At 66.2% G+C, this 22,548-nt stretch carries 26 protein-coding genes; 10 read left to right on the top strand and 16 right to left on the bottom strand.

Annotated features, from left to right (window positions below):
* Positions 1-78 precede the first annotated feature (78 nt).
* Together greA and CE453_RS09915 are read left to right on the top strand one after the other, a co-directional pair.
* Positions 79-552: a transcription elongation factor GreA gene (gene greA, locus CE453_RS09920; RefSeq protein WP_089174440.1), complete on the top strand. Its 474-nt coding sequence runs from the start codon at positions 79-81 to the stop codon at positions 550-552.
* A gap of 75 nt (positions 553-627) precedes the next feature.
* Positions 628-1,134 (top strand): hypothetical protein, encoded by a 507-nt coding sequence (locus tag CE453_RS09915; protein WP_157732975.1) that lies wholly within the window; start codon positions 628-630, stop codon positions 1,132-1,134.
* A gap of 8 nt (positions 1,135-1,142) precedes the next feature.
* Here the strand turns inward: CE453_RS09915 and CE453_RS09910 are convergent, their stop codons facing one another.
* Positions 1,143-1,607 carry an Lrp/AsnC family transcriptional regulator gene (locus CE453_RS09910; protein WP_089174438.1) on the bottom strand — a complete coding sequence of 155 codons (465 nt, stop codon included), beginning with the start codon at positions 1,605-1,607 and terminating at the stop codon, positions 1,143-1,145.
* Positions 1,608-1,668: 61 nt separating this feature from the next.
* On the opposite strand from CE453_RS09910, the gene CE453_RS09905 reads away from it, so the two are divergent.
* From CE453_RS09905 to CE453_RS09895, 3 genes are all read left to right on the top strand, one after another.
* Positions 1,669-2,679, top strand: coding sequence for a mitochondrial fission ELM1 family protein (locus CE453_RS09905; protein ID WP_089174437.1), 1,011 nt, complete (start codon positions 1,669-1,671; stop codon positions 2,677-2,679).
* An 83-nt stretch (positions 2,680-2,762) separates the two neighbouring features.
* The gene (gene trxB, locus CE453_RS09900) at positions 2,763-3,728 is read left to right on the top strand and encodes a thioredoxin-disulfide reductase (RefSeq protein ID WP_089174436.1); all 966 of its coding nucleotides are present in this window, start codon (positions 2,763-2,765) and stop codon (positions 3,726-3,728) included.
* 143 nt (positions 3,729-3,871) lie between these two features.
* Positions 3,872-4,762 carry a LysR family transcriptional regulator gene (locus CE453_RS09895; protein WP_089174435.1) on the top strand — a complete coding sequence of 297 codons (891 nt, stop codon included), beginning with the start codon at positions 3,872-3,874 and terminating at the stop codon, positions 4,760-4,762.
* A gap of 679 nt (positions 4,763-5,441) precedes the next feature.
* Here CE453_RS09895 and CE453_RS09890 read toward each other — a convergent pair.
* The 6 genes from CE453_RS09890 to CE453_RS09865 form a co-directional block, all read right to left on the bottom strand.
* Positions 5,442-5,993, bottom strand: a complete 552-nt coding sequence (locus CE453_RS09890; RefSeq protein ID WP_089174434.1) for an NADPH-dependent FMN reductase — start codon at positions 5,991-5,993, stop codon at positions 5,442-5,444.
* 135 nt (positions 5,994-6,128) lie between these two features.
* On the bottom strand, positions 6,129-6,704 hold the full coding sequence (locus CE453_RS09885) for a methylated-DNA--[protein]-cysteine S-methyltransferase (protein ID WP_089174433.1): 576 nt from the start codon (positions 6,702-6,704) through the stop codon (positions 6,129-6,131).
* A 95-nt stretch (positions 6,705-6,799) separates the two neighbouring features.
* On the bottom strand, positions 6,800-7,756 hold the full coding sequence (gene msrP, locus CE453_RS09880; RefSeq protein WP_089174432.1) for a protein-methionine-sulfoxide reductase catalytic subunit MsrP: 957 nt from the start codon (positions 7,754-7,756) through the stop codon (positions 6,800-6,802).
* Between the two features lie 107 nt (positions 7,757-7,863).
* Entirely contained in the window at positions 7,864-8,973 is a 1,110-nt protein-coding gene (gene leuB, locus CE453_RS09875; RefSeq protein ID WP_089174431.1) for a 3-isopropylmalate dehydrogenase, read from the bottom strand.
* 108 nt (positions 8,974-9,081) lie between these two features.
* Positions 9,082-9,471 (bottom strand): RidA family protein, encoded by a 390-nt coding sequence (locus CE453_RS09870; protein ID WP_089174430.1) that lies wholly within the window; start codon positions 9,469-9,471, stop codon positions 9,082-9,084.
* A 70-nt stretch (positions 9,472-9,541) separates the two neighbouring features.
* Positions 9,542-10,738: a lytic murein transglycosylase gene (locus tag CE453_RS09865; RefSeq protein WP_089174429.1), complete on the bottom strand. Its 1,197-nt coding sequence runs from the start codon at positions 10,736-10,738 to the stop codon at positions 9,542-9,544.
* Positions 10,739-10,864: 126 nt separating this feature from the next.
* Between CE453_RS09865 and CE453_RS09860 the strand changes: the two genes are divergently transcribed.
* Complete coding sequence (locus CE453_RS09860) at positions 10,865-11,221, top strand: DMT family protein (protein ID WP_089177811.1); 357 nt, start codon at positions 10,865-10,867, stop codon at positions 11,219-11,221.
* 110 nt (positions 11,222-11,331) lie between these two features.
* Positions 11,332-11,628, top strand: coding sequence for a hypothetical protein (locus CE453_RS09855; RefSeq protein ID WP_157732974.1), 297 nt, complete (start codon positions 11,332-11,334; stop codon positions 11,626-11,628).
* Between the two features lie 10 nt (positions 11,629-11,638).
* Here CE453_RS09855 and CE453_RS09850 read toward each other — a convergent pair whose 3' ends face one another.
* The 4 genes from CE453_RS09850 to CE453_RS09835 all read right to left on the bottom strand — a co-directional run bounded on the left by CE453_RS09850 (position 11,639) and on the right by CE453_RS09835 (position 15,796).
* The gene (locus CE453_RS09850) at positions 11,639-12,772 is read right to left on the bottom strand and encodes a PQQ-dependent sugar dehydrogenase (protein WP_089177810.1); all 1,134 of its coding nucleotides are present in this window, start codon (positions 12,770-12,772) and stop codon (positions 11,639-11,641) included.
* Positions 12,773-12,825: 53 nt separating this feature from the next.
* Positions 12,826-14,130 carry an NAD(P)H-dependent oxidoreductase gene (locus tag CE453_RS09845; protein WP_089174427.1) on the bottom strand — a complete coding sequence of 435 codons (1,305 nt, stop codon included), beginning with the start codon at positions 14,128-14,130 and terminating at the stop codon, positions 12,826-12,828.
* Positions 14,131-14,241: 111 nt separating this feature from the next.
* Positions 14,242-15,216, bottom strand: a complete 975-nt coding sequence (locus CE453_RS09840) for a Bug family tripartite tricarboxylate transporter substrate binding protein (protein ID WP_089174426.1) — start codon at positions 15,214-15,216, stop codon at positions 14,242-14,244.
* Positions 15,217-15,316: 100 nt separating this feature from the next.
* A complete protein-coding gene (locus CE453_RS09835) occupies positions 15,317-15,796 on the bottom strand; it encodes a YaiI/YqxD family protein (protein WP_089174425.1) in 480 nt (159 codons plus the stop codon).
* Positions 15,797-15,959: 163 nt separating this feature from the next.
* Between CE453_RS09835 and CE453_RS09830 the strand changes: the two genes are divergently transcribed.
* Positions 15,960-17,162, top strand: a complete 1,203-nt coding sequence (locus CE453_RS09830) for a pyridoxal phosphate-dependent aminotransferase (RefSeq protein WP_089174424.1) — start codon at positions 15,960-15,962, stop codon at positions 17,160-17,162.
* Positions 17,163-17,167: 5 nt separating this feature from the next.
* Positions 17,168-17,590: a rhodanese-like domain-containing protein gene (locus tag CE453_RS09825; RefSeq protein ID WP_089174423.1), complete on the top strand. Its 423-nt coding sequence runs from the start codon at positions 17,168-17,170 to the stop codon at positions 17,588-17,590.
* A gap of 79 nt (positions 17,591-17,669) precedes the next feature.
* On the opposite strand, the gene trmD is transcribed toward CE453_RS09825, so the two are convergent.
* The 5 genes from trmD to ffh form a co-directional block, all read right to left on the bottom strand.
* On the bottom strand, positions 17,670-18,356 hold the full coding sequence (gene trmD, locus CE453_RS09820) for a tRNA (guanosine(37)-N1)-methyltransferase TrmD (protein ID WP_089177809.1): 687 nt from the start codon (positions 18,354-18,356) through the stop codon (positions 17,670-17,672).
* 4 nt (positions 18,357-18,360) lie between these two features.
* A complete protein-coding gene (locus CE453_RS09815) occupies positions 18,361-19,032 on the bottom strand; it encodes an HAD family hydrolase (protein WP_089174422.1) in 672 nt (223 codons plus the stop codon).
* Positions 19,019-19,540 (bottom strand): ribosome maturation factor RimM, encoded by a 522-nt coding sequence (gene rimM / locus CE453_RS09810; protein ID WP_089174421.1) that lies wholly within the window; start codon positions 19,538-19,540, stop codon positions 19,019-19,021. Before rimM ends, CE453_RS09815 begins: the two co-directional genes overlap by 14 nt.
* Positions 19,541-19,639: 99 nt before the next feature.
* Positions 19,640-20,011 carry a 30S ribosomal protein S16 gene (rpsP, locus tag CE453_RS09805; protein ID WP_089174420.1) on the bottom strand — a complete coding sequence of 124 codons (372 nt, stop codon included), beginning with the start codon at positions 20,009-20,011 and terminating at the stop codon, positions 19,640-19,642.
* 47 nt (positions 20,012-20,058) lie between these two features.
* On the bottom strand, positions 20,059-21,633 hold the full coding sequence (ffh, locus tag CE453_RS09800; protein WP_089174419.1) for a signal recognition particle protein: 1,575 nt from the start codon (positions 21,631-21,633) through the stop codon (positions 20,059-20,061).
* 357 nt (positions 21,634-21,990) lie between these two features.
* On the opposite strand from ffh, the gene CE453_RS09795 reads away from it, so the two are divergent.
* Positions 21,991-22,545, top strand: coding sequence for a CAP domain-containing protein (locus CE453_RS09795; RefSeq protein WP_089174418.1), 555 nt, complete (start codon positions 21,991-21,993; stop codon positions 22,543-22,545).
* Positions 22,546-22,548: the final 3 nt, after the last annotated feature.

Below are 22,548 nucleotides of genomic sequence, written 5' to 3'. Positions count from 1 at the left end.
TATTGAGCGAAAGCGCGGCAATGCCGGGGCCATGCGGCCGACGGCACCCGCGCTTTCTAAGCTTATGGGACGGATAGAATGGAAAAGGTTCCAATGACTGCGGGCGGCTTCGCCGCCTTGGAGACGGAGCTGAAGCACCGCCAGCAGGTCGAGCGCCAACGCATCATCACGGCGATCTCCGAAGCGCGCGCGCTGGGTGACCTCTCCGAGAACGCCGAATATCACGCGGCGAAGGAAGCGCAGTCGTTGAACGAAGGCCGCATCATGGAGCTCGAATCGCTGATCGGCCGCGCCGACATCATCGACGTCTCCAAACTCGGCGGCGACACGGTGAAGTTCGGTGCGACCGTCAAGCTGATCGACGACGACACCGAGGAAGAGAAGAGCTACCAGATCGTCGGCGAGCCGGAATCCGACGTGAAATCCGGCAAGGTCTCGATTGGCTCGCCGATTGCGCGCGCGCTGATCGGCAAGAAGGTCGGCGACTCGGTGCAGGTCAATACGCCCGGCGGCGGCAAGTCCTACGAGATCGTCGGCGTCGCCTTCCGCTAACCAAGGTGCCAACGTGCCGGTGAAAACCGGCACCGGAGTTCCTACATTGTCTCCGAAGACTTCGGAGACACCGCCATGACGACACGTCGCCAGTTTGTCGGAATGACACTTGCCGGGGGGGCGCTTGCCCTGCTTCCGGCCGGCTTGCAGCAAGCGTCCGCACAGGGCGCTCCCATCGGCTCGATCCAGATCGTATTCGCCCGAAAGGTCACGGATGCCTGGGGCGAGCATGTCAGGCTGGTCGGAGCCGAGCTGCAGAGGACCCTGGTCGATATTCTCGGGCCGGCGTTCCGTCCCGGCGCCGGCAATCGCCTGGTCGTCAGCGTCAACAGCCTCTGGCTGGCGAGCTACGCCGGCGGAGGCGGCAGCCGGATGGCGAATGGCGGCGGCAGCAACGACTATCTCGAGAGCCTCGTCACGCTCTACGACCGCTCCGGCCGCGAGCTCGACAACTGGCCGATCATGTCGACGGAATCCGCCGGCGGCGCCGGCGCCTGGTACCTGCCGGATGTCGACCAGCGCCGCCTGAAGGCGCTCGCGCGCAACAATGCCTGGTGGATCAAGCGCTACGTCGCAGGCTGAGTCTCGCCTCAGCCGAAGGGAACGATCGGCTCGTCCTTGACGCGGTCGAGCGTCAGCGCGGTGCGAACGTTGCGGACATTCGGCATGGCCGTAAGGTCCGCGACGAAATCCTGAAAGGCCTTGAGATCGGGCGCGACGCATTTCAGCGCGAAATCGATATCGCCGGAGAGCGTCCAGCACTCGCGCACCGTCGCCCATTCCCGGATCCGGGTCTGGAAGGCCGCGAGATCCGCCTCCGCCTGGCTCGCCAGATGTACGAAGGCGAAGCAGACCACCTCGTAGCCCAGCTTCCGCTCGTCGAGATCGGCATGATAGCCCCGGATCAGCCCGGCCTCTTCCAGGGCCCGGACGCGCCTAAGGCAAGGCGGCGGCGAGATGCCGACACGGCTCGCCAGCTCGACATTGGTCATGCGACCATCGGCCTGGAGCTCGCGCAGGATGCGCAGGTCGATATCGTCGAGTTTCGCCGGCAATGAACGTCCTCAGAGGCAGGTGGCGCTGGTGTAGACGGCGGCGGCAGGCGATACAAGGCGCATGCCGCAGACGCCCTCCACCTTGCAACAGAAAACCGTCCCGACGATCTGGGTTCTGACCGACGGCAAGGCCGGCGACGAGCTGCAGTGCCTGGGCGTGGCCGAGCGCCTCGGCGTCGTGCCCGAGATCCGCCGCGTCGCGCCGCGAAAGCCCTTCGCTTGGCTGATGCCGCGCGGCCCCATCGATCCGCGCGAGGCACCGGACCGGGTGGGGAGCCCGATCCGCCCGCCCTTCCCCGACATCGCCATCGCCTCGGGCCGTCGGGCCGTCCCCTATCTCCGGGCGGTGAAGAAGGCCTCGAACGGCCGCACCTTCACCGTCTTCCTCAAGGACCCGCGGATCGGGACCGGCACAGCGGACCTGATCTGGGTCTCGGAGCATGACCGGCTGCGCGGCAGCAACGTCCTCGTCACCACCACCTCGCCGCACCGGCTGACGCCGGAGAAGCTCGCCGCCGCCCACACCGCGCCACCGGCACCGATCGCGGCGCTGACGGCACCGCGCGTCGCGGTGATGGTCGGCGGCGACAGCCGGCACCATCGTTTCTCCACCGCCGACAACGAGCGCCTGGCGCGCCAACTCGACGCCCTCGCGGCCTCCGGGGTGCAGTTGATGGGCTCGCCCTCGCGCCGCACCTCGCCCGCCCTTGCCCACGCGGTCGCCGCCGTTTTCGCTCGCCATGGTGGCTGGTGGTGGGATGGCAGCGGCGACAACCCCTATCTCGCCTTGCTCGCCAATGCCGATGCCGTCGTCGTGACCGCAGACTCGACCAACATGATCGGCGAGGCCACGGCGACGGGTGTGCCGATCCTCGTCTTCGAACCGCAGGGCGGCCATGCCAAGATCGCGGCGCTGGTCGCATCGCTGACACGCCAGGGCGCTGTGCATCCTTTCCGTGGACAGCTTGATGGCGAGCGCTACCAGCCGATAGACTCCACCCCGATCATAGCCGATGCGATACGCGAAGGCTGGCTGCGCCATAGGGCCGCGCTCGGGCTCACGGGCTCCTGAAGCGCAGAGGCTCTTGTTTCGGCGCGTCATCGCCGTATCTGTCGGAGTCGAGCGCGGCGCGCCGCGGAAAAGGAAACGAGACGATGGCCCACACCCACGCCCGCGTGATGATCATCGGATCCGGCCCGGCCGGCTACACCGCCGCCATCTACGCCGCCCGCGCCATGCTGGAGCCGGTCCTGATCTCCGGCATGCAGGCCGGCGGCCAGCTCATGATCACCACCGACGTCGAGAACTATCCCGGCTTCGCCGACGTCATCCAGGGCCCCTGGCTGATGGAGCAGATGCGTGCCCAGGCCGAGCACATGGGCACGAAGATGGTCTCCGACCACATCGCGCGCGTCGACCTCTCGCAGCGCCCTTTCCGTCTCTGGGGCGACGGCGGCGAGACCTATTCCTGCGACGCGCTGATCATCGCCACCGGCGCCCAGGCGAAATGGCTGGGCCTCCCGTCCGAGCAGAGCTTCCAGGGCTTCGGCGTCTCGGCCTGTGCCACCTGTGACGGCTTCTTCTTCCGCAACAAGGAGGTCGCGGTCGTCGGCGGCGGCAATACCGCCGTCGAGGAAGCGCTCTACCTCGCCAACCTCGCCAGCAAGGTCACGTTGATCCACCGCCGCGACCATCTGCGCGCCGAGCGTGTGATGCAGGAGCGGCTGTTCAAGCATCCCAAGATCGAAGTGATCTGGGACAGCGAGATCGCCGAGATCTGCGGCGGCACCACCCCGCCCAACGTCACGCATCTGCGCCTGAAGAACACCAAGACCGGCGCGGAGAGCGAGCTGAAGACCGATGGCGTCTTCATCGCCATCGGTCACAAGCCGGCGACCGAGCTCTTCGTCGGCCAGCTCGACATGCGCGAGAGTGGCTATCTGGAGGTCGAGGCCGGTACGACTCAGACCAATGTTCCGGGCGTCTTCGCCGCTGGTGACGTCACCGACGAGCACTATCGCCAGGCGGTCACCGCCGCCGGCATGGGCTGCATGGCCGCGCTCGACGCCGAACGCTGGCTGCTCGCGAGCACGCTGGACCAGCGGGAAGCGGCCGAATAGGGGCTTTTCGGGAACTCATCACCGAGTTTGATGAATTCCCTCACCAGATTCAGTGCCAAAAAGGACAATCTCTGCTGCCGAGGCATTGACGCACAAGGACTTTATCCCCCATCATGCACAAAACGCATAGCGGGGGAAGCGCGGTGGATTGGGACCGCATTAGAATTTTTTATACCGTCGCAGAGTCAGGCAGTTTCACCAAAGCTGGCGATGTTCTGGGATTGAGTCAATCCGCCGTGAGCCGGCAGATCGGCGCGCTCGAGCGTGAGCTCCGGGCGCCGCTGTTCCACCGGCATACGCGCGGCCTGATCCTGACCGAGCAGGGCGAGTTGCTGTGGCGCGCCGCGCGCGAGATGACGCAGCGGCTGGAGCGCACGCGTTCGCAGCTCTCCGAAACCCGCGAGCATCCGTCAGGCGAGCTAAAGGTCACGGCGACGCGCGGACTCGGCGGGCACTGGCTGACGCCACGCCTGGCCGAGTTCCTCGATCTCTATCCGGATATCAAGGTCGATCTCATCCTGACCGATGAGGAGCTCGACCTGTCGATGCGCGAGGCGGATATCGCCATCCGCCTGCGCCAGCCGCAGCAGCCGGACCTGATCCAGCGCAAGCTCTTCACGGTGCACTATCACGTCTACGCCTCGCCGGCCTATGTGAAGCGCTTCGGCGAGCCGAAGAGCTACGAGGATCTCGACAACCACCGGCTGATCTCCTTCGGCGGCACCTCTCCGTCCTACCTCACGGCGGTGCACTGGCTCGGCACGATCGGCCGCGACCAGCGCAACCCGCGCCCGCTCCACCTCATCGTCAACAACATCACGGCGATGAAGCGCGCGGTCGACTCGGGCGCCGGCATCGCCGTGCTGCCGGACTATCTGATCGAGACGGGCTCGCCGCTCGTGCAGCTCATGCGCGAATCCGAGATGCCGCAGTTGGAGAGCTATCTGGTCTATCCGGAAGAGATGAAGTCGGTCGCCCGCGTCCAGGTCTTCCGCGACTTCCTGATCCAGAAGGCCCAGCGCTGGACCTACTGACCGTCGCACCAACCTGCGCCCGAGCCGCATCCGGCCGGGCCGATTTCCGTCCAGTTGGAATGGAACGATCCGGGAGGCGGGGCGCTTGCCCTGCCCTCTCGGCCGTTTCGCCGCGGATCCCGGCTTGATTGGTCCCTGCACCGTACGCTGACCCCGCTCGATTCGGAGGCCGCCGCGCAATCTCACGATATGAAATCCGGCAAATGCATGACGGCTTCGGCGAACGCGCGCACGTGATGCGGGTAAAACCTGCTGCGATGCGCCTTCGGCGATATTTTACCGGCCGTCAATCTGCAGTGAATGCATATTTCTCAATCATTTAGGCTTAAATTGGTCGCATATGAGAATGAGATATGCAGCTTGCGCATGGCGGCTCCAAGCTATGCTGCATTGCAAAACGGCAGAGTCTGCCCAATATTGATCTCACGGTTGTTCGGAACGGGCTCCGCAATCTCCTCCCGGCGTTGAGTTCGTTTCAGCCGTTCCCCTCTGAGATGTTTGGCATTTTGCCAGATGTTTCAAACTTACAAAGCCGGCTCCCCTCGGGGATGCCGGCTCTTTTTTTGCCTTTGGCAAATCTCTTGCTCCCGGCAGGTCCCGTTCTCCGACCGACCATCAGCCATGAAAAAAGGCACCGCCGGAGCGGTGCCCTCGAAAGGCGCTGACGGATGACTGCCGCTCAGGCAGCCAGCTTGCCGGCGATCTTTGCGACGTTGTCGAGGAACCCCTTCAGGAAACCGCGGGTGCCCTCATCCGTCACATTATGCTCGGCGTCGATCAGACCTTCCTTGAACGTGATGAAGACCTGGCTGCCGACCACGGTGCCGGCGAGATTGGTCAGGATCATCCGCAGTTCGTTCTGGGCAACCGCCGTGCCGACCGCGCTGCCGCTCGTGCCCGTCACGACGACGGTCTTGCCGCCCCAGGAATTCTTGCCGTAGGGGCGAGAGGCCCAGTCGATCGCATTCTTGAGCACGGCCGGAATCGAGCGATTGTGCTCCGGCGTGACGATCAGGATGGCGTCCGCCGCCTCGATCTCGCGCTTCAGCCGCAACGTCGATTCGGGCCGGTTCGGTTCGAGATCCTGGTTGAACATCGGCAGGTCGTCGATCTGCACGAAGGAAGGCTCGAAAGCATCGCTTCCAAGCTTGGCCAGGGCCTGCGCCAGCTTGCGGTTGATCGACTCGCGACGATTGCTGCCGACGACGATGGCGAGCTTCAGTTTGGCCATGGTAATTCCTCATTGCAGGGCAGAAAGGCCGCGACAGTAGAGGGCTCGGCAAGCGTGGCGCAAGCGGCTGCGCTGCAAGCATATTGTTGCAATGCTTCAAGGTTCGGCGGTCGGCATTCGGGGCCGATGGGAGCGTCAGCCCCGCGGCGGTCTGGCCGCCAGGGGCAGCGCATCGAACAGGCTGGGCTCGTCGCTGGTTCGCGCCTTCTCGATCGTCAGGATCCTAAGTTTCGTCTCGACACCGCCATCGGCCGAGAAGCCGCCAGTCTTGCCTCCGGCGGCCAGCACGCGATGGCAGGGCACGATGATCGGCCAGAGATTTTGGCCGAGTGCGACACCGACCGCCCGTGCTGCGCCGGGCTCGCCGATACGCTGCGCCACCTCGCCATAGGTCAGTGTCTCCCCATGCGGAATCGACAGGGCGACCTCATAGACCTTGCGGTTGAAGTCCGGGGCCCGTTCCAGCGCGAGCGGCAGATGCGACAGGTCGCGCTTCTCCCCTTCGAACAACGCCCGAATGCCGTCCACGGCCTCTGCGACGAAACCCTGCGCCTCGGCTTCCTCAGCCTCCGGAAAACGCCGCGCCAGTCGCTTGCGCGCGCCCTCTTCGTCGCCCTCTGGCAGTTGCGCACCGATGAAGCGCTCGCCTTCCCAGGCCAGCGCGCAGACCCCGATCGCCGTCTCGAAGAGATGGAAATGCTGGGTGGCCATCTTCGCTCTCCCGGCGCCATTGCGTGGACCAGACCGGTCTAGCACGCCTCATAGCGCCGAGGGCACCCGAAAGCTGACAGCAGAGCCCCGCCGCTTCACATGAACAGCGCTTCGCCCTCCAGCCCTTTGTAGAGCCCGGCGACCTGCTCGCCATAGCCATTGTAGATCTGGGTCGGGCGCCGGTCGCGCGAGCCCAGCACCTGCTCGCTCGCCTGACTCCAGCGTGGATGCGGCACGGCCGGGTTCACATTGGCCCAGAAGCCGTATTCGGAAGACTGCAGCGCCTCCCAGAAGGTCTTCGGCCGCTCGGCGACGAAGCTGATCTTGCGGATCGATTTCACCGATTTGAATCCGTATTTCCACGGCGTGATCAGGCGGATCGGCGCACCGTGCTGCGTCGGCAGCGGTTTACCGTAGATGCCGGTCACGAGAAGCGGCAGCTCGTTCGCCGCCTCGGCCATCGTCAGCCCCTCCACATAGGGCCACGGGTACCAGCGCTGATTCTGCCCCGGTGCGACGCGCGGGTTCAGGAAGGTCTCGAGGCGGATGTATTTCGCGCCCGAAAGCGGCTTGGCCAACGCCACGAAGGATTTGAGCGGGATGCCGGTCCACGGCACCGCCATTGCCCAGGCTTCAACGCAACGGAAGCGGTAGAGCCGCTCCTCCAGCGGCAGCTTGCGGACCAGATCGTCGAAGCCGATCTCGAAGGGTTTTTCGACCATGCCGTCGACCTGGATCGACCAGGGTCGCGTCGCCAGCCGGTGCGAAGCATCGACGATGTCCTTCGACATGCCGAACTCGTAGAAATTGTTGTAGTTCGCCGCGTCCTCGGCCTTGGTCAGCGGAACGTCGAGCTTGTAGGCCTCATTGCGCTTGGCAGGGTAGAGGTCGAGCGTGGGATCCGGCGTATCCGCGGCTGCGATGCCTGGCAGCGCGGCGCCTGCGATCAGCCCCGCTCCCGCTGCCATCAGCTGGCGGCGATTGAGGAACACGCTCTCCGGCGTGGCTTGGCTTTCCGGCATTTCCCAGCCGGCCCGGCGCTTGATCAGCATGACGGACACACTCCGTTTTCGTTGGCAGCTGTTAGGCCACGAAAGCGGAATCACGGCAATTCACGAGGGGGAGAGGCGCGACAAGCACCCCTCCATTCTTGCGAATATCAGCCCCGCGCTTCGAGCGCCTTGATGATCGCCGCGCCCATCTCGCTGGTCGAGACGGCATTGGCGCCCGGAGCCGCGATATCCTTGGTGCGGGTGCCCGAACCGAGCACGTCGGCAATCGCCCCTTCCAGCCGATCGGCCGCCTCGCCGGCGCCGAAGGAATAGCGCAGCGCCATGGCGAAGGAGCCGATCATTGCGATCGGGTTGGCGAGGCCCTTGCCGGCAATGTCCGGAGCCGAGCCATGGACCGGCTCATAGAGCGCCTTGCGCTTGCCGGTCGCCGGGTCTTCCGCGCCCAGCGAAGCCGAAGGCAGCATGCCGAGCGAGCCGGTCAGCATCGCTGCCACGTCGGAGAGAATGTCGCCGAACAGGTTGTCGCAGACGATGACGTCGTACTGCTTCGGCCAGCGCACGAGCTGCATGGCGCAGTTGTCGGCCAGCACATGCTCGAGCTCGACATCCTTGTACTCGGCGGCGTGCAGGGCCGTGACCGTCTGCTTCCAGAGCACGCCGGTCTTCATCACGTTGTGCTTCTCGGCCGAGGAGACCTTGTTACGGCGGGTGCGCGCCAGCTCGAAGGCGACACGGCAGATCCGCTCGATTTCCGGCGTGGTATAGAGCTGCGTGTCGACGCCGCGCTTGGAGCCGTCCTCCAGCGTGACGATCTCCTTCGGCTCGCCGAAATACACGCCGCCGGTGAGCTCGCGCACGATCAGGATGTCGAGGCCCTCGACGACCTCGGGCTTCAGCGAGGAGGCCGAGGCCAGCGCCGGATAGCAGATCGCCGGGCGCAGGTTGGCGAACAGGCCGAGATCCTTGCGCAGGCGCAGCAGGCCGGCTTCGGGGCGATGCTGGTAAGGCACGTCAGCCCATTTCGGTCCGCCGACCGCGCCGAACAGCACGGCATCGGCGTCCTGAGCGAGCTTCATGTCGCCTTCGGAGATTGCCTGCTTGTGAGCGTCATAGGCTGCGCCGCCGACGAGCCCCTTCTCGATTTCGAAGGAACCGAGCCCATGCTTTCCGAACCAGGAGACGATCTGCTCGACCTGGCCCATCACTTCGGGGCCGATGCCGTCGCCGGGGAGCAGCAGGAGCTTGTGTGTCGCCATGGTCGTGCCTCGCCTTGTCGCGTGTTTGCGTTGGCGGGGTGATTACGGGCGCAATGCGGCGCGCGCAAGCGCCGCGATGCAGCCCTGTGTTGTCCGCAGCGGTGCCGCTCAGGTCTTCGGCAGCCGCGCCGTGATCTCGATCTCGAGCTTCATCTCCGGCTTGAGCAGCCCCGCCACGACATAGATGCCGGCCGCCGGGCGGATCTCGCCGAAAACCTCGCCGCAGACCGCCAGCACCGGCTCGCAATAGCTGCGGTCGGTGACGAAATACTGCGCCCTCACCACATGGGCGAGCGAGGAGCCCGCCTCCTCCAGCACGGCGCCGACCGTTTTGAAGATGTTGCGCGCCTGCGCAGCCGGATCATCCGGCAAGGTCATGGTGGCGTAGTCGTAACCGGTCGTGCCCGAGACGAAGACGAGATCGCCGTCGACGACCGCGCGCGAATAACCGAAATTGCGCTCGAAGGGCGAGCCGGTGGAAAGCAGGCGGCGTGTCATGACGGGTCTCCGGAACGGAGGCGCGATGCTCCCCGAAGATCACTCTCGACACCACCCGTTTTCTGACGGGTCAGACCCGCCCGCTCTTCAGCGCGCGCAGCACCTTCTCGCCCGGCCGGCCGGTCTGCTGCATGCCGAGCTTCGCCTCGATCTCCTTGATCGCCGCGCGCGTGAGCGAACCCACCGCGCCGTCCGGTTCGCCGACATTGTAGCCGCGGGAGATCAGCAGGCGTTGCAACTCGCGCCGCTGCTCGCGCGAGAGTGGCAGGTCGTCGGTCGGCCACTGCCCCTGCACGCCGGGCTTGCCACGTAAGCGATCGGACAGGAGCGAGATGGCGAGCGCGTAGGAATCCGCGCCGTTGTAGCTGTAGGCGGCGTCATAGTTCTTGAAGACGAGGAAGGCCGGGCCGTTGCGGCCGGCCGGCATCAGCAATCCGGCATTGCCATGGCCATCAAGCCGTGAGCCATCGTATTTTACGATGCCCTGCGCCGCCCAATGCGACAGCGGGCGCTTCGGATTGCGGCCGGTCGCGCCGCGATAGCCGTCCGGGACTCGGACCTCATAGCCCCAGGTCGCACCGGTGACCCAGCCGGCCTTGTCCATGAAATTCGCCGTGGAATGCAGCGCATCGGGAATCGAATCGACAAGGTCGCGCCGTCCGTCGCCATCGCCATCGACACCCAGCCGGAGATAGGTCGAGGGGATGAACTGGGTGTGGCCGAAGGCGCCGGCCCAGGAGCCGAACAGCCGCTCGGGGCGCACGTCGCCGCGCTCGATGATCTGGAGCGTCGCGATCAGTTCGCCCTTGAAGAAGGCGTTACGGCGCGGCGCAAGGCAGGCACCGGTCGCCAGCGACTGCACCAGAGGCCACTTGCCCCGCGCCTTGCCGAAATCGCTCTCGACGCCCCAGACCGCGGCGATCGTGTGGCGGTCGACGCCGAAGCGCCGCTCGGCGGCGGCGAAGACGGAAGCGTACTGGCGCAGCATGTTACGCCCCTCGGCGACCTTCTCGTCATCGACCAACGTGCCGAGATAGTCCCAGATCGGGGTCTTGAACTCCGGCTGGTTATTCATCGCCTCGATGATCTTCATGTCCGGCTCGACGCCGGCCATGGCCCGGTCGAACGTCGCACCCGAAACGCCCTTGGCCGCGGCGGCAGAGCGCAAGCCGGAAAGGCAGGACTGGAAGCCCGACTGCGCCGAAGCCGCCGAGGCGAGAAGGATGAAAGGCAGGGCCAGCGGGATGGCCAGTCGATATGCGCGCATGGTCTCCACCGAATCGCAGGATTGACGCGAAACTACGGCGTGGCCGTTAAAGGAGGTTAACCATGCTTGATTTGGCGACGCAGGCGTGAAACTGCGATGCCGCTCGCCACCTCCCAAAGGCCCCCGATGCCAGCCCTCACCACCGCTCACATCCTGCCGATCGTGATGCTGTTCGCCTCGAACATCTTCATGACCTTCGCCTGGTACGGACACCTCAGCTACAAGAGCACCGCGATCTGGATCGCGATCATCGCGAGCTGGTCCATCGCCCTCTTCGAATACATGTTGGCCGTGCCGGCCAACCGCATCGGCTCCGCCGTCTATTCGACCGCCGAGCTCAAGACGATGCAGGAGGTGATCACCCTCACCGTTTTCGCCGGCTTCTCGGTGTTCTGGCTCAAGGAATCGCTGAACTGGAACCACGCCATCGGCTTCGCGCTGATCGCGGCCGGCGCCTTCTTCATCTTCCACGCCAAGGGCTGAACCGTCCCGGTTGCAGCGCAACGCGGCTGCGCGCGGATAGCGCTTGGCCTTTTGTGCGGCGCGATCGATATCGCTCGCCGCGCCTGCCTCCGATTCGTAAGGACGTTCCCTTGAAGACCGTGTTGATCGCCGCCTGCCTCGTCGCCGGCACCCTGCCCGCTTTGGCCGGCCCGACCTGCAGCCCCAGCGATTCGAAGGCGCAGATCCTCGGCTCCCCCACGATCGGCGACATCCATCCCGCCTGGCAGAGCCGGAAGGTTGGCTATGGCTGGTCGCTGCAGGTCAAGCGCGAGGACCACGACGACGCCGGCATGACCTATTATGTCGGCGATCTCTACGACACCCATGGCAAGCTGGCGACGCGCAACGTCTTCGCGCTCGACAGCGAATGGGATTGCGGGCCGTAAGGCACCTGAGTCACTTCGCCGGCCGCACCCGCAACAGCTTGCCGTCCTCCTCGTCGGTGAGCAGGTAGAGGAAGCCGTCCGGCCCCTGCACGACATCGCGGATGCGGGCGCCGATATCGGTCAGCAGGCGCTCCTCACCCGTCACCTTTTCGCCCTCGGTGGAAAGCCTGGCCAGCAGGCTGCCGGCCAGCGCCCCGACGAAGAGCGAGTTCTTCCATTGCGGCCAAGCCGAGCCGGTATAGAACGCGGCTCCCGATGGCGCGATCGAGGGGTCCCAGTAGAACAGCGGCTGCTCCATGCCGGGCTTGGCCGTACCCTCGCCGATCTTCACGCCGGAATAATCGACGCCGTAGGTGATGACCGGCCAGCCATAGTTCAGCCCGGCCTTCGGCGTGTTGATCTCGTCGCCGCCGCGCGCGCCATGTTCGGCCGTCCAGAGCTGGCCTGTATCGGGATGCAGCGCCGCGCCTTGCACGTTCCTGTGCCCGATCGACCAGACCTCCGGCGCCCAGCCCGGCTTCTTCGGATTGTCGGCCGGGACATTGCCGTCGGGGCGGATGCGGATGATCTTGCCGAGGTGATTGGCCGGATTCTGCGCCTGGTCGCGCTGCGTATAGCGTTCACCGACCGTGACGAAGAGCGCGCCGGTTCGGTCGAAGACCAGCCGCGAGCCGAAATGCATGTTGGAGGCGATCGTCGGCATCTGCCGGAAGATCAAGGCGACATCGGTCAATGCCGTACCTTGCGCATTGAGCTTGCCGCGAGCGACGCTGGTACCGTTGCCGCCGGTGCGCGGCTCGGAAAAGGAAAGATAGACGAGCCGGTTCTGCGCGAAATCCGGATCGAGTGCGATGCCGAGCAGACCGCCCTGCCCGCGCGCCATCACGTTCGGCACGCCGGTCACCGGCCGGGACAGTTCACCCCTGGCGCTCACCACCCTGAGCCGGCCCGGCCGCTCCGTCACCAGCATCCGCCCATCCGGCAGGAAGGCGAGGCCCCAGGGATGTTCGAGCCCGCTTGCGACCGTCTCGACCGCAAGCTTGCCCGCGCTCGACGGGTAACGCTTCTGCGCGACGGCAGGGGTCAGCATGCCGGCGAGCGCCAGCCCCGCCCCCAATCCCAGAACCATCCCAAGCCATCGCATCGCATCCGCCTCCACCACCTGCTTCCGCCGGAGAGTGAAGGCAACGCGGCCGATCACCAAGCCGTTGCGAGCAACTCACGACGAAGTGAAACCACCGGCTGGCTTTCGTCGAGCGTGACATCGGCTTCGGTCACCGGCTGCCCGGCCGCGACGTCGTGCGTCAGCCTGACGCCATGGGCCAGCCCGATCGGCAGGGCGCGGCAGGCCTTGCTCGCCGCAGCCGGCATCAACCGGCCATAGACGGTATATCCACCCTCGCCGTCCAGCATCTCGCCGGCCTTGAGCGACCGCTTGGCGACGGCGACGGCATCGCCTCGCCAACCGCGCGTCACCCCGGTCGGCTCGGCTCGCAGGGCCGCGTTCAGCACGGAGATCGAGAGTTCGAGCCCGATCAGGTGGAAGGGCTTGTACATCGCGGCATAGCGGCCGGTCGCATCGGTCGGCAGGCCGTACTGCTTGAAGCAGGCGGCGGCATAATCGTTCGGCGCCTTGAGCACGACATAGACGCCCCAACGCAGGTCGCGGAAGACCGGCCGGCCGTCGCGCTCCAGCGAGGACACGACTTCGACCATGCCGTCCCGCTCCAGCTGCCCACCGACTGCCTGCGGGCGCAGCACATGGGCCAGGTCGTCGACGCCGCAGGGCGGAAAGGCGAGCCCAGCCTCCGGCACGTCGAGCTCACAGGCATTGGCGATCGCCGCCATCTCGATCGCCGACTTCGTGCCGTCCAGGAAGGAGTTGAACATCTGCGGGTTCATGCCGGCCGCCTTCGCCGCCTCGGGCGTCAGGCCGTAATGCATCCAGACATCGTCGGGCGTAACGGTGTGATAGGCCGGCAGATACTTGGTGCCCTTGCCGGCGGCGGCAACGATGAAGCCCGCCGCGCGCGCCCAATCGACCATCTCGCTGACCAGAGCCGGCTGGTCGCCATAGGCCATCGAATAGACGACGCCGGCGGCTTGCGCCTTGCGGGCCAGCACCGGCCCGACCAGCACGTCGGCCTCGACATTGACCATGACGACATGTCGCCCGGCCTCGATCGCAGCGAGCGCGTGCCGCACGCCGGCCGCGGGATGGCCTGTCGTCTCCAGCACGACCTCGACTCCATCTGCGCGCGCCGCGGCGGCACCGTCATCGATGAAGCGTGTCCGTGCGATGCGCGCCTCGTCCCAGCCGACGTTGCGGCAGGCCGCCCGAGCGCGCTCGGGATCGAGATCGGCGATCACCGCGACCTCGAGCCCCTCGATATGCGGCACCTGCGACAGGAACATCGAGCCGAACTTGCCGGCGCCGATCAACGCCGCGCGCACGGGCTTCCCCGCCTCGCGGCGGGCGGCGAGCTTGGGCATCAGATTCATGGATTCACTCCGTCCGGAGCGCCGTCATGCCCGGTTTGCCCTCGGGCATCTCTTCGAAGAGATTCCCGGGTCGGCGCTCCGCTCCGCCCGGGAAAGCTACTTGAGATCGACTTATTCCGCCTTCACGCCGGCATCGGCGATGATCTGCTTCCAGGTCGCGATCTCCTGGAGATGATAGGGGCGGAAGGCCTCGGGATCGCGCACCTTGAGCGTGAAGCCGAGCTTGATGATGGCATCGCGCGTCGCCGGCTTGTTGAGCGAGGCGATGATCGCCTTGGAGAGCACGTCGAGCACCGGCTGGGGCGTCTTCGCCGGGGCGAAGAAGGCCGCCCAGGAATCAGCGTCCGCATTGCTCACGCCCTGCTCGCGCAAGGTCGGGATGTTCTTCGCCTGCGGGTTGCGCTCGGGGCTGGCGATGGCGAGCGCGCGCAGCGCACCGCCATTGATCTGCTCCAGCACGCTCGGCAGCGTCGAATTGGCGATGTCGATGCGCCCGGCGACGATCTCCTGCACCAGTGGCGCGGCGCCGCGGAAGGGCACATGCGTCATCTTGATGCCGGTGCGCTGCATGAACAGCTCCATCGCCAGATGCGAGCCGGAGCCGACGCCGGTCGAGCCGTAATTGAGCTTGCCCGGATCGGCCTTGGCCAGCGCGATCAACTCGGGAATCGTCTTGGCCGGCAGGTCGTTGCGGACGACGAAAGCATGTTCGAAGGCTCCGACGCCGGCGAGCGGCGCGAAATCCGTCACCGCGTCGTAGCCCGGATCCTTCAGCAGGAACATGTTGTTGCCATGCGTCTGGTTGTTGCCGAAGACGAAGGTGTAGCCGTCGGCCTGCGCATGGGCGACGGCGCGAGTGCCAACGGCGCCCGAGGCGCCTGCCCGGTTGTCCACCACCACATTATGACCGAAGGCGACGGCGAGATCCTGCGCAACGAAACGCGCGATAGCATCGGTCGGGCCGCCCGCCGGATAGGGCACGACCAGGGTGAGAACCTTGCTCGGGAAGGTTTCGGCCCGGACGATGGACGGAGCGAAGACGGCGCCGGCCATCAGGCCGAGCGTGGAACGGCGGGTCAACGACATGGATTTCCTCCCGGACACCCGCCTGGGTGGCGGGCCTGCTTTGGCCGGGAGATTTACGGGTATTGGCGCCGAGCGTCCAGCAGCGCGAAACTCATAGCCCTTAGCTGCTGAAGCCGGCCCGTTTCAGCCGCTGGATCGCAAGATCGAGCGCTTGCAGGAAGGCGGAACGGTCCTTCTGCGAGAACGGCTTCGGGCCGCCGCTGGCCACGCCCATGGCGCGCAGATCCTCCATCATGTCGCGCGTCGCCAGTGCCATCCCGATCGAGGCCTCGGTGAAGGGCTTGCCCGTCGGACCGATGACCTCGGCCCCGGCCTTGATGCAGCGATCGGCCAGCGGAATGTCGGCCGTGACGACGATCGCGCCGCGCGAGACGCGCTCGGCGATCCAGTCGTCGGCAGCATCGAAATTGCCGGGAACGGTGACGCGCTCGATCCAGGGCTCGCGCGGCACATTGAGGAAGCTGTTGGAGACGACGAAGACATGCAGCCCGTTGCGGCCTGCGACGCGATAGACCTCGTCCTTCACCGGGCAGGCGTCGGCATCGACATAGATCGCGATCGGTCCGTTGGCGCTGGTCATGCCCCGGCCATCGCATGCGCCGCACGCACAGGCAAATCCGCGCCAATTCATGACGCTTCTGCAAAACATCAAGCAGTTGCGCTTGCGATCATTGCCAGTGAGTCATAAACCACGCGCGCGCCGAGCATGGCGCGTCCCGTCCGCCCCCCCGGAGACCAGTCCCATGGCCTTTCTTGCCGATGCCCTGAAGCGCGTGAAGCCCTCAGCGACCATCACGATCACGCAGAAGGCCCGGGACCTGAAAGCCCAGGGCAAGGACGTGATTTCGCTCTCCGTCGGCGAGCCCGATTTCGACACGCCGGACAATATCAAGGAAGCGGCCATCGCCGCGATCCGCCGCGGTGAGACCAAGTACACCCCGGTCCCCGGCATTCCGCAGCTGCGCGAGGCGATCGCCCGCAAGTTCAAGCGCGAGAACGGCCTCGACTACAAGGCGAGCCAGACCATCGTTTCGACCGGCGGCAAGCACGTCATCTACAACGCGCTGCTCGCCACACTGAACCCGGGCGACGAGGTGATCTGCGTCTCGCCCTACTGGGTCAGCTATCCCGAGATGGTGGCGCTGTGCGGCGGCACGGCGACCTTCGCCGAAACCTATCTCAAGAACGACTTCAAGCTGCAGCCGGAAGATCTCGAGAAGGCGATCACTCCCAAGACCAAGTGGGTGATCCTGAACTCTCCGTCGAACCCCTCCGGCGCCGCCTACAGCCACGCCGAGATGAAGAAGCTCACGGATGTGCTGATGCGCCATCCGCATGTCTGGGTGCTGACCGACGACATGTACGAGCACCTCGTCTATGGCGACTTCACCTTCGTCACCCCGGCGCAGGTCGAGCCCGCCCTCTACCAGCGCACGCTGACCATGAACGGCGTCTCGAAGTCCTATGCCATGACCGGCTGGCGCATCGGCTACGCTGCCGGCCCAGACCATCTGATCAAGGCGATGGATCTCGTCCAGGGCCAGCAGACCTCGGGCACTTCGGCGATTTCGCAGTGGGCTGCCGTCGAGGCGCTCGATGGCACGCAGGAGCACATCCCGGTCTTCAGGAAGGCGTTCGAGCGTCGTCGCGACCTCGTCGTCTCGATGCTGAACCAGACCCGTGGTCTGAAATGCCCGACGCCGGAAGGCGCCTTCTACGTCTATCCGGACTGCTCGGAGCTGATCGGCAAGACCATGCCGAACGGCAAGAAGATCGAGACGGACGAGGATCTCGTCATCGGCTTGCTCGAAGCCGAGGCGGTCGCGGCCGTGCACGGCTCTTCCTTTGGCCTCGGCCCGAACTTCCGCATCTCCTACGCGACGTCGGACGAGAAGCTGGAAGAGGCCTGCCGCCGCATCCAGCGCTTCTGCGCCGAGCTGCGCTGAGCATCATGACCGCAGGCGCCGCAACGCGCCGCATCCTTCTGGCCGGGAGCTTCCTGCTCCCGGCTTCTTTCGTTTTCGGGCAGGTCCTGCCCTCGCTATCGGCCCGCGAAGCCTACGAGGCAGCGCAGACGAAGCGAATCATCCTCGTCGATATCCGCAGCGCCGCGGAATGGGCCGATACCGGCCTGCCGCAAGGCGCCGTGCCGCTCGACATCGATGCGACGGCCTTCGATGTCCGCCTCGCGGGGTTGCGGCTCGACAACCCCGGCAAGCGCATCGCTCTGATCGATCGCACCGGCGCACAGGCCATCGCCACAGTGCAGAAGCTCGGCGGGCGCGGCTGGCGCGACCTCGTACCGGTGCGCGGGGGTGTGCTCGGGCCGGGCGGCTGGCTCTCGGAGAAGCTGCCGGTGACAGCATATCCGTGACAGACACGGTCATTCTCGGGCGAGCCAGGCGTGAGCCTGGGAAATTCAGGGGGAAGGAGCCTCTGACACCTGAACGAGATCAGGAATCCTTCAGCAGGTCCGGCCGCCGCACCCGTGTGATCTTCTCCGCCTGCTCACGCCGCCATTTCGCGATGCGGGCGTGGTCGCCGGAGAGCAGTGCCTCGGGCAGGCCCCGGCCCTCCCATTCGCGCGGCCGCGTGTAATGCGGATATTCGAGCAGCCCGTTCTCGAAGCTCTCATCCTCGCCCGAGGCCACCTTGCCCATCACGCCGGGGATCAGACGCACGCAGGCGTCGAGCAGCGTCAGCGCCGCCATTTCCCCACCGGAGAGAATGTAGTCGCCGATCGAGACCTCGACGAGGCCGCGCCCCTCGATCACCCGCTCGTCCACGCCCTCGAAGCGGCCGCAGACGATGACGAGACCTGGCCCCTCGGCCCAGTCACGCACCTGACTCTGCTGCAGCGGGCGCCCGCGCGGCGACATCAGAAGGCGCGGCCGTGCATCGTCGGCCGGCACCGCCGCATCGATCGCCGCCGCCAGCACGTCGCAGCGCAGCACCATGCCGGCGCCGCCACCGGCCGGGTTGTCGTCGACATTGCGATGGCGGCCAATGCCGTGGTCCCGGATCTGGTGGGTGTCGAGCGACCAGAGCCCCTTGCGCAGCCCCTCGCCGGCCAGCGAGATGCCGAGCGGCCCCGGAAACATCTCGGGGTAGAGCGTCAGGATCGAGGCACGAAACGGCATGCCGTCAAGCAAAGCGCAGCGCCGGCAGCCCGTCCAGCGCCGTGAAATCCCGCGCCGAGGCGATCAGGTTGTCGAAGCCGGCGAAACCGCTCTCGTCGAGCATGGTCAGCAGCGCCACCGCCCGCATGCCGGCACGGCGCGCCGCCTCGACACCGAGCGGTGCATCTTCGAACACGATGCAGTCGGCGGGCGCGACCTTCATGCGTTCTGCCGCCGCCAGGAACATGTCCGGATGCGGCTTGCCACGAAAGCCTTGCGAGGGAGAAACGATGGTGGCGAAGCGCTGGCGCAGACCGAGCGTATCGAGCACCACCTCGATATTGGCCGGCGGGGCGGCAGTCGCGACCGCCATCGGGACGCCTGCCGCTTCCGCACGCGCGATCAACTCCAGAAAGCCGGCATTTGCGGCGACATGCGGCAGGTAGGCCTCGCGGTAGAGCGCCTCCTTGGCGTCGCTCATCGCATCGAGCTCGGCGACGGCCGCCTGCGGGAAATAGGAGGAGATGATCTCGTTGCCGGCCATGCCGGCCGTCCGGGCCGCGAAGGTCGTGCGATCGAACGGCAGCCGGTTGCTGACGTGCCAGCTTTCCCAGGCATCGTCATGGAAGCGCATGTTGTCGACGATGGTGCCGTCCATGTCGAAGATCAGGGCGCGGGCCGGCCTATCGCTTGTCATCGTCGGGCTCGAACAATCCCAGCGGGGGCTCGGCCTCGATGCGGCGCGCAGCGATGTCGATGCGCGGCGCGAAGGCCTTGGTGAAGGGCATCAGGACGGAGCGGCCATCCGGCGTTTCGATGTCGAGCAGGTCGCCCGCACCGTAATTCTCGACCGTGGCGACAGTGCCGAGCACGATGCCATCCGGACCGACCACGCTGCAGCCGATCAGATCGGCCTGCAGGAATTCGTCTTCGTCCTCGCCCGCCGACAGCTTGCCGCGGGCGACGAACAATTCGACGCCGTTCAGCGCCTCGGCCGCCTCGCGGGTGGCGACGCCCTTGAGCCGGGCGACCACCACCTCCTTGGCAGGGCGGATATCGGTGATCTCGAAGCTGCGGCCCTTGCTGTCGGTCAGCGGGCCGTAATCGGCGATCGCAAGCGGATCGCCGGTAAAGGTCTTGATCCTGACCTCGCCGCGCACGCCATGCGGCGCGCCGACGACACCGAGCAGGATGAGATCGCTCATGTCAGCACATCATGCTCGGGCCTGCCCCGAGCATCCCCTGCAGGAGGCTCTCGGGTCGAAGCTGCGCTTCGCCCGAGGCCGACATGCGGACCGTCAAGCTCACGCCTCGGCGGCGGCTTCTTCGGCGGCCGGAGCGGCAGCCTTCTCGGCCTTCTTCTCGGCGCGCTCCTTGGCCTTCTCGCCCGGAACAGCCTTGTTCGGGTTGTTGCGGGCCGGGCGCTTGGCGAGGCCGGCAGCGTCGAGGAAGCGCAGGACGCGATCGGTCGGCTGGGCGCCCTTGGCGAGCCAGGCCTGGACCTTCTCGATGTCGAGCACGACGCGGTCGGCGGCGTCCTTGGCCTTCATCGGATCGTAGGAGCCGATCTTGTCGATGAAGCGGCCATCGCGCGGCGAGCGCGAGTCGGCAACGACGATGCGGTAGTAGGGGCGCTTCTTGGCGCCGCCGCGGGTCAGGCGGATCTTGAGGGACATGGGTCTTTCCTTTGGTTTGACTTTGACGTCGGGTTGAATGGTGAAGGCTATTTCTTCTTGCCGAACGGGTTGCCGCCCAGACCGGGCAGCCCGCCGCCGCCGAGACCCGGCAGTTTCGGCATCATGCCGGCCGGCGGAGTAACGCCCTTCGGCAATCCGGGGAAACCGCCCGGCGGAAGCTGGGGAAGGCCGCCGCCCGCGCCGAGCTGCTTCTGCAGCGCCTCGAGTTGGGCCGGATCCATCTGGGAGGGGTCGGGCATGCCCGCCGGCATGCCGCCACCGAGCCCGAACATGCCGCCGAGCTTGCCGAGCATTCCGCCCTTCTGCTTGCGCATGGCCTTCATCATGTCGGCCATGCCGCGATGCATCTTGAGCAGCTTGTTGATCGCCTCCGGCGAGGTGCCCGAGCCGGCGGCGATGCGCTTCTTGCGGCTGTTCTTGAGCAGATCGGGATTCTTGCGCTCGGCCGGCGTCATCGAGTTGATGATCGCGACCTGACGGGCGATCATCTTGTCGTCGACCTTGGCGGCCGCGAGCTGGTTCTTCATCTGTGCCATGCCGGGCAGCAGACCCATCACGCCGCCGAAACCGCCCATCTTCTCCATCTGCTGGAGCTGCATGCGCAGGTCATCGAGGTCGAAATTACCCTTGGCGAGTCGCTGCGCCAGCGCCTGCGCCTTGTCGGCATCGACCGTCTGCGCCGCCTTCTCGACAAGCGAGACGATGTCCCCCATGCCGAGGATGCGGTTGGCGACGCGCGAGGGGTGGAAGTCGTCGAGTTCGTCGACCTTCTCGCCGGTGCCGACCAGCTTGATCGGCTTGCCGGTGACGGCGCGCATCGAGAGCGCGGCACCACCGCGCGAATCGCCGTCCATGCGGGTCAGCACGATGCCGGTGAGGCCGACGCGGGCATCGAAGGCGCGTGCCGTATTGACCGCGTCCTGGCCGGTCAGCGCGTCTGCGACGAGCAGCACCTCGTGCGGGCCGGTCGCGGCCTTCACCTGCGCGACCTCTTCCATCAGCGTGTCGTCGAGCGTGACGCGGCCGGCGGTGTCGAGCATGACGACGTCGTAGCCGCCGAGACGTGCCGCCTCGATCGCACGCTTGGCAATCTGCACCGCCGACTGGCCGGCAACGATCGGCAGCGTCTGCACGCCGACCTGCTGGCCCAGCACGGCGAGCTGTTCCATGGCGGCCGGGCGTCGCGTATCGAGCGACGCCATCAGCACTTTCTTCTTGCTGCGCTCGGTCAGGCGCTTGGCGATCTTGGCGGTCGAGGTGGTCTTGCCCGAGCCCTGCAGACCCACCATCAGGATCGGCACCGGCGGCACGGCGTCGAAGCCGATGCCCTCGCCCTCCCCGCCCAGCGTCTCGATCAGGACGTCGTTGACGATCTTGATGACCTGCTGGCCGGGCGTGACCGATTTCAGCACCTCGGCGCCGACGGCACGCTCGCGCACCTTGTCGGTGAAGGAGCGGACGACTTCGAGCGCGACGTCCGCCTCGAGGAGCGCGCGGCGCACCTCGCGGAGAGCCGCGTTGACGTCCTCCTCGGTCAGCGAACCCCTCCGGGTCAGCCCCGAAAGGATGCCGGAGAGCCTTTCGCTCAGCGTACCGAACATGCGGACCTGCCTGCTTGCCTCAAGGAACCTTCACCGCCACAACCTCACCGCCAAACGGTTTCGCGCCCGAGGGCGCAACCGCGCTGTCGGACGTTGACCTCCGGGCTCGTGAAAGCCGCGAAGCGGCCCGGTCGGCGGATGCGGTTTCGGCGATGTCGGCGAAACGGATGGGGCCTTAAAGCGGAAGACTGTGGCAAAAGTCAAGATTGCCGGGCGATTTTGGCCCCCCTCGAAACATGATGCCCTACCGGCAACTTGCCCTCCCCGGCGATCTCTGCTCCCAGTCGGACGCTCCGCGGCCGCAGAAAGGCCCTGATCTGACGGCATCGCAACGGGCCCCGAATCAAACTGATATCGATGAAGACTGTACTCACTCTGCCTCTACTGGCTCTCACCTTCCTTCTGGCTGGCTGCGCCGGAGAACCCCGTCGCGAAGGGCCGCTCGATCCGCGCATGGTCGAAAGGCTCAGCGCCGTCACACTCGATCCCGCACAGGCGGGGCGCATCCTCAATGCCTATCGCGCCAGCCAGGGCCTCGGCCCCGTCAGGCCGGATCCGCGGCTGATGGCGATGGCCCAGCGCCAAGCCGATGCCATGGTCGCCAAGAACGCTCTCTCGCACGATGCCGGCGGCAACTTTGCCACGCGCGTCGAAGCGGCCGGCCTCGATTCCGCCCGCGTCGCGGAAAATCTCGGCGGCGGCTATTTCTCGGTCGAGGAAGCCTTCGACGGCTGGCGTAAATCGCCCGGCCACGACACCAACCTGCGCATGAAGGAAGCGACGCGCTACGGCATCGCCCTCTCCAAGGATCCGCGCACCAGCTACCGCGCCTGGTGGGTGCTGGTCGTGGCGGCCGAGCCGGAGCCGCGCGTGACGATGGGTTACGGTGACAGGATGCCGCAAGCTCGGTAACGG

Origin of the sequence: Bosea sp. AS-1 (genome assembly GCF_002220095.1) — a bacterium.
In the GTDB taxonomy this organism is placed as follows: domain Bacteria; phylum Pseudomonadota; class Alphaproteobacteria; order Rhizobiales; family Beijerinckiaceae; genus Allobosea.
Note: the sequence above shows the minus strand (reverse complement) of the source record. Positions and strands in the feature narration are given on the sequence as shown.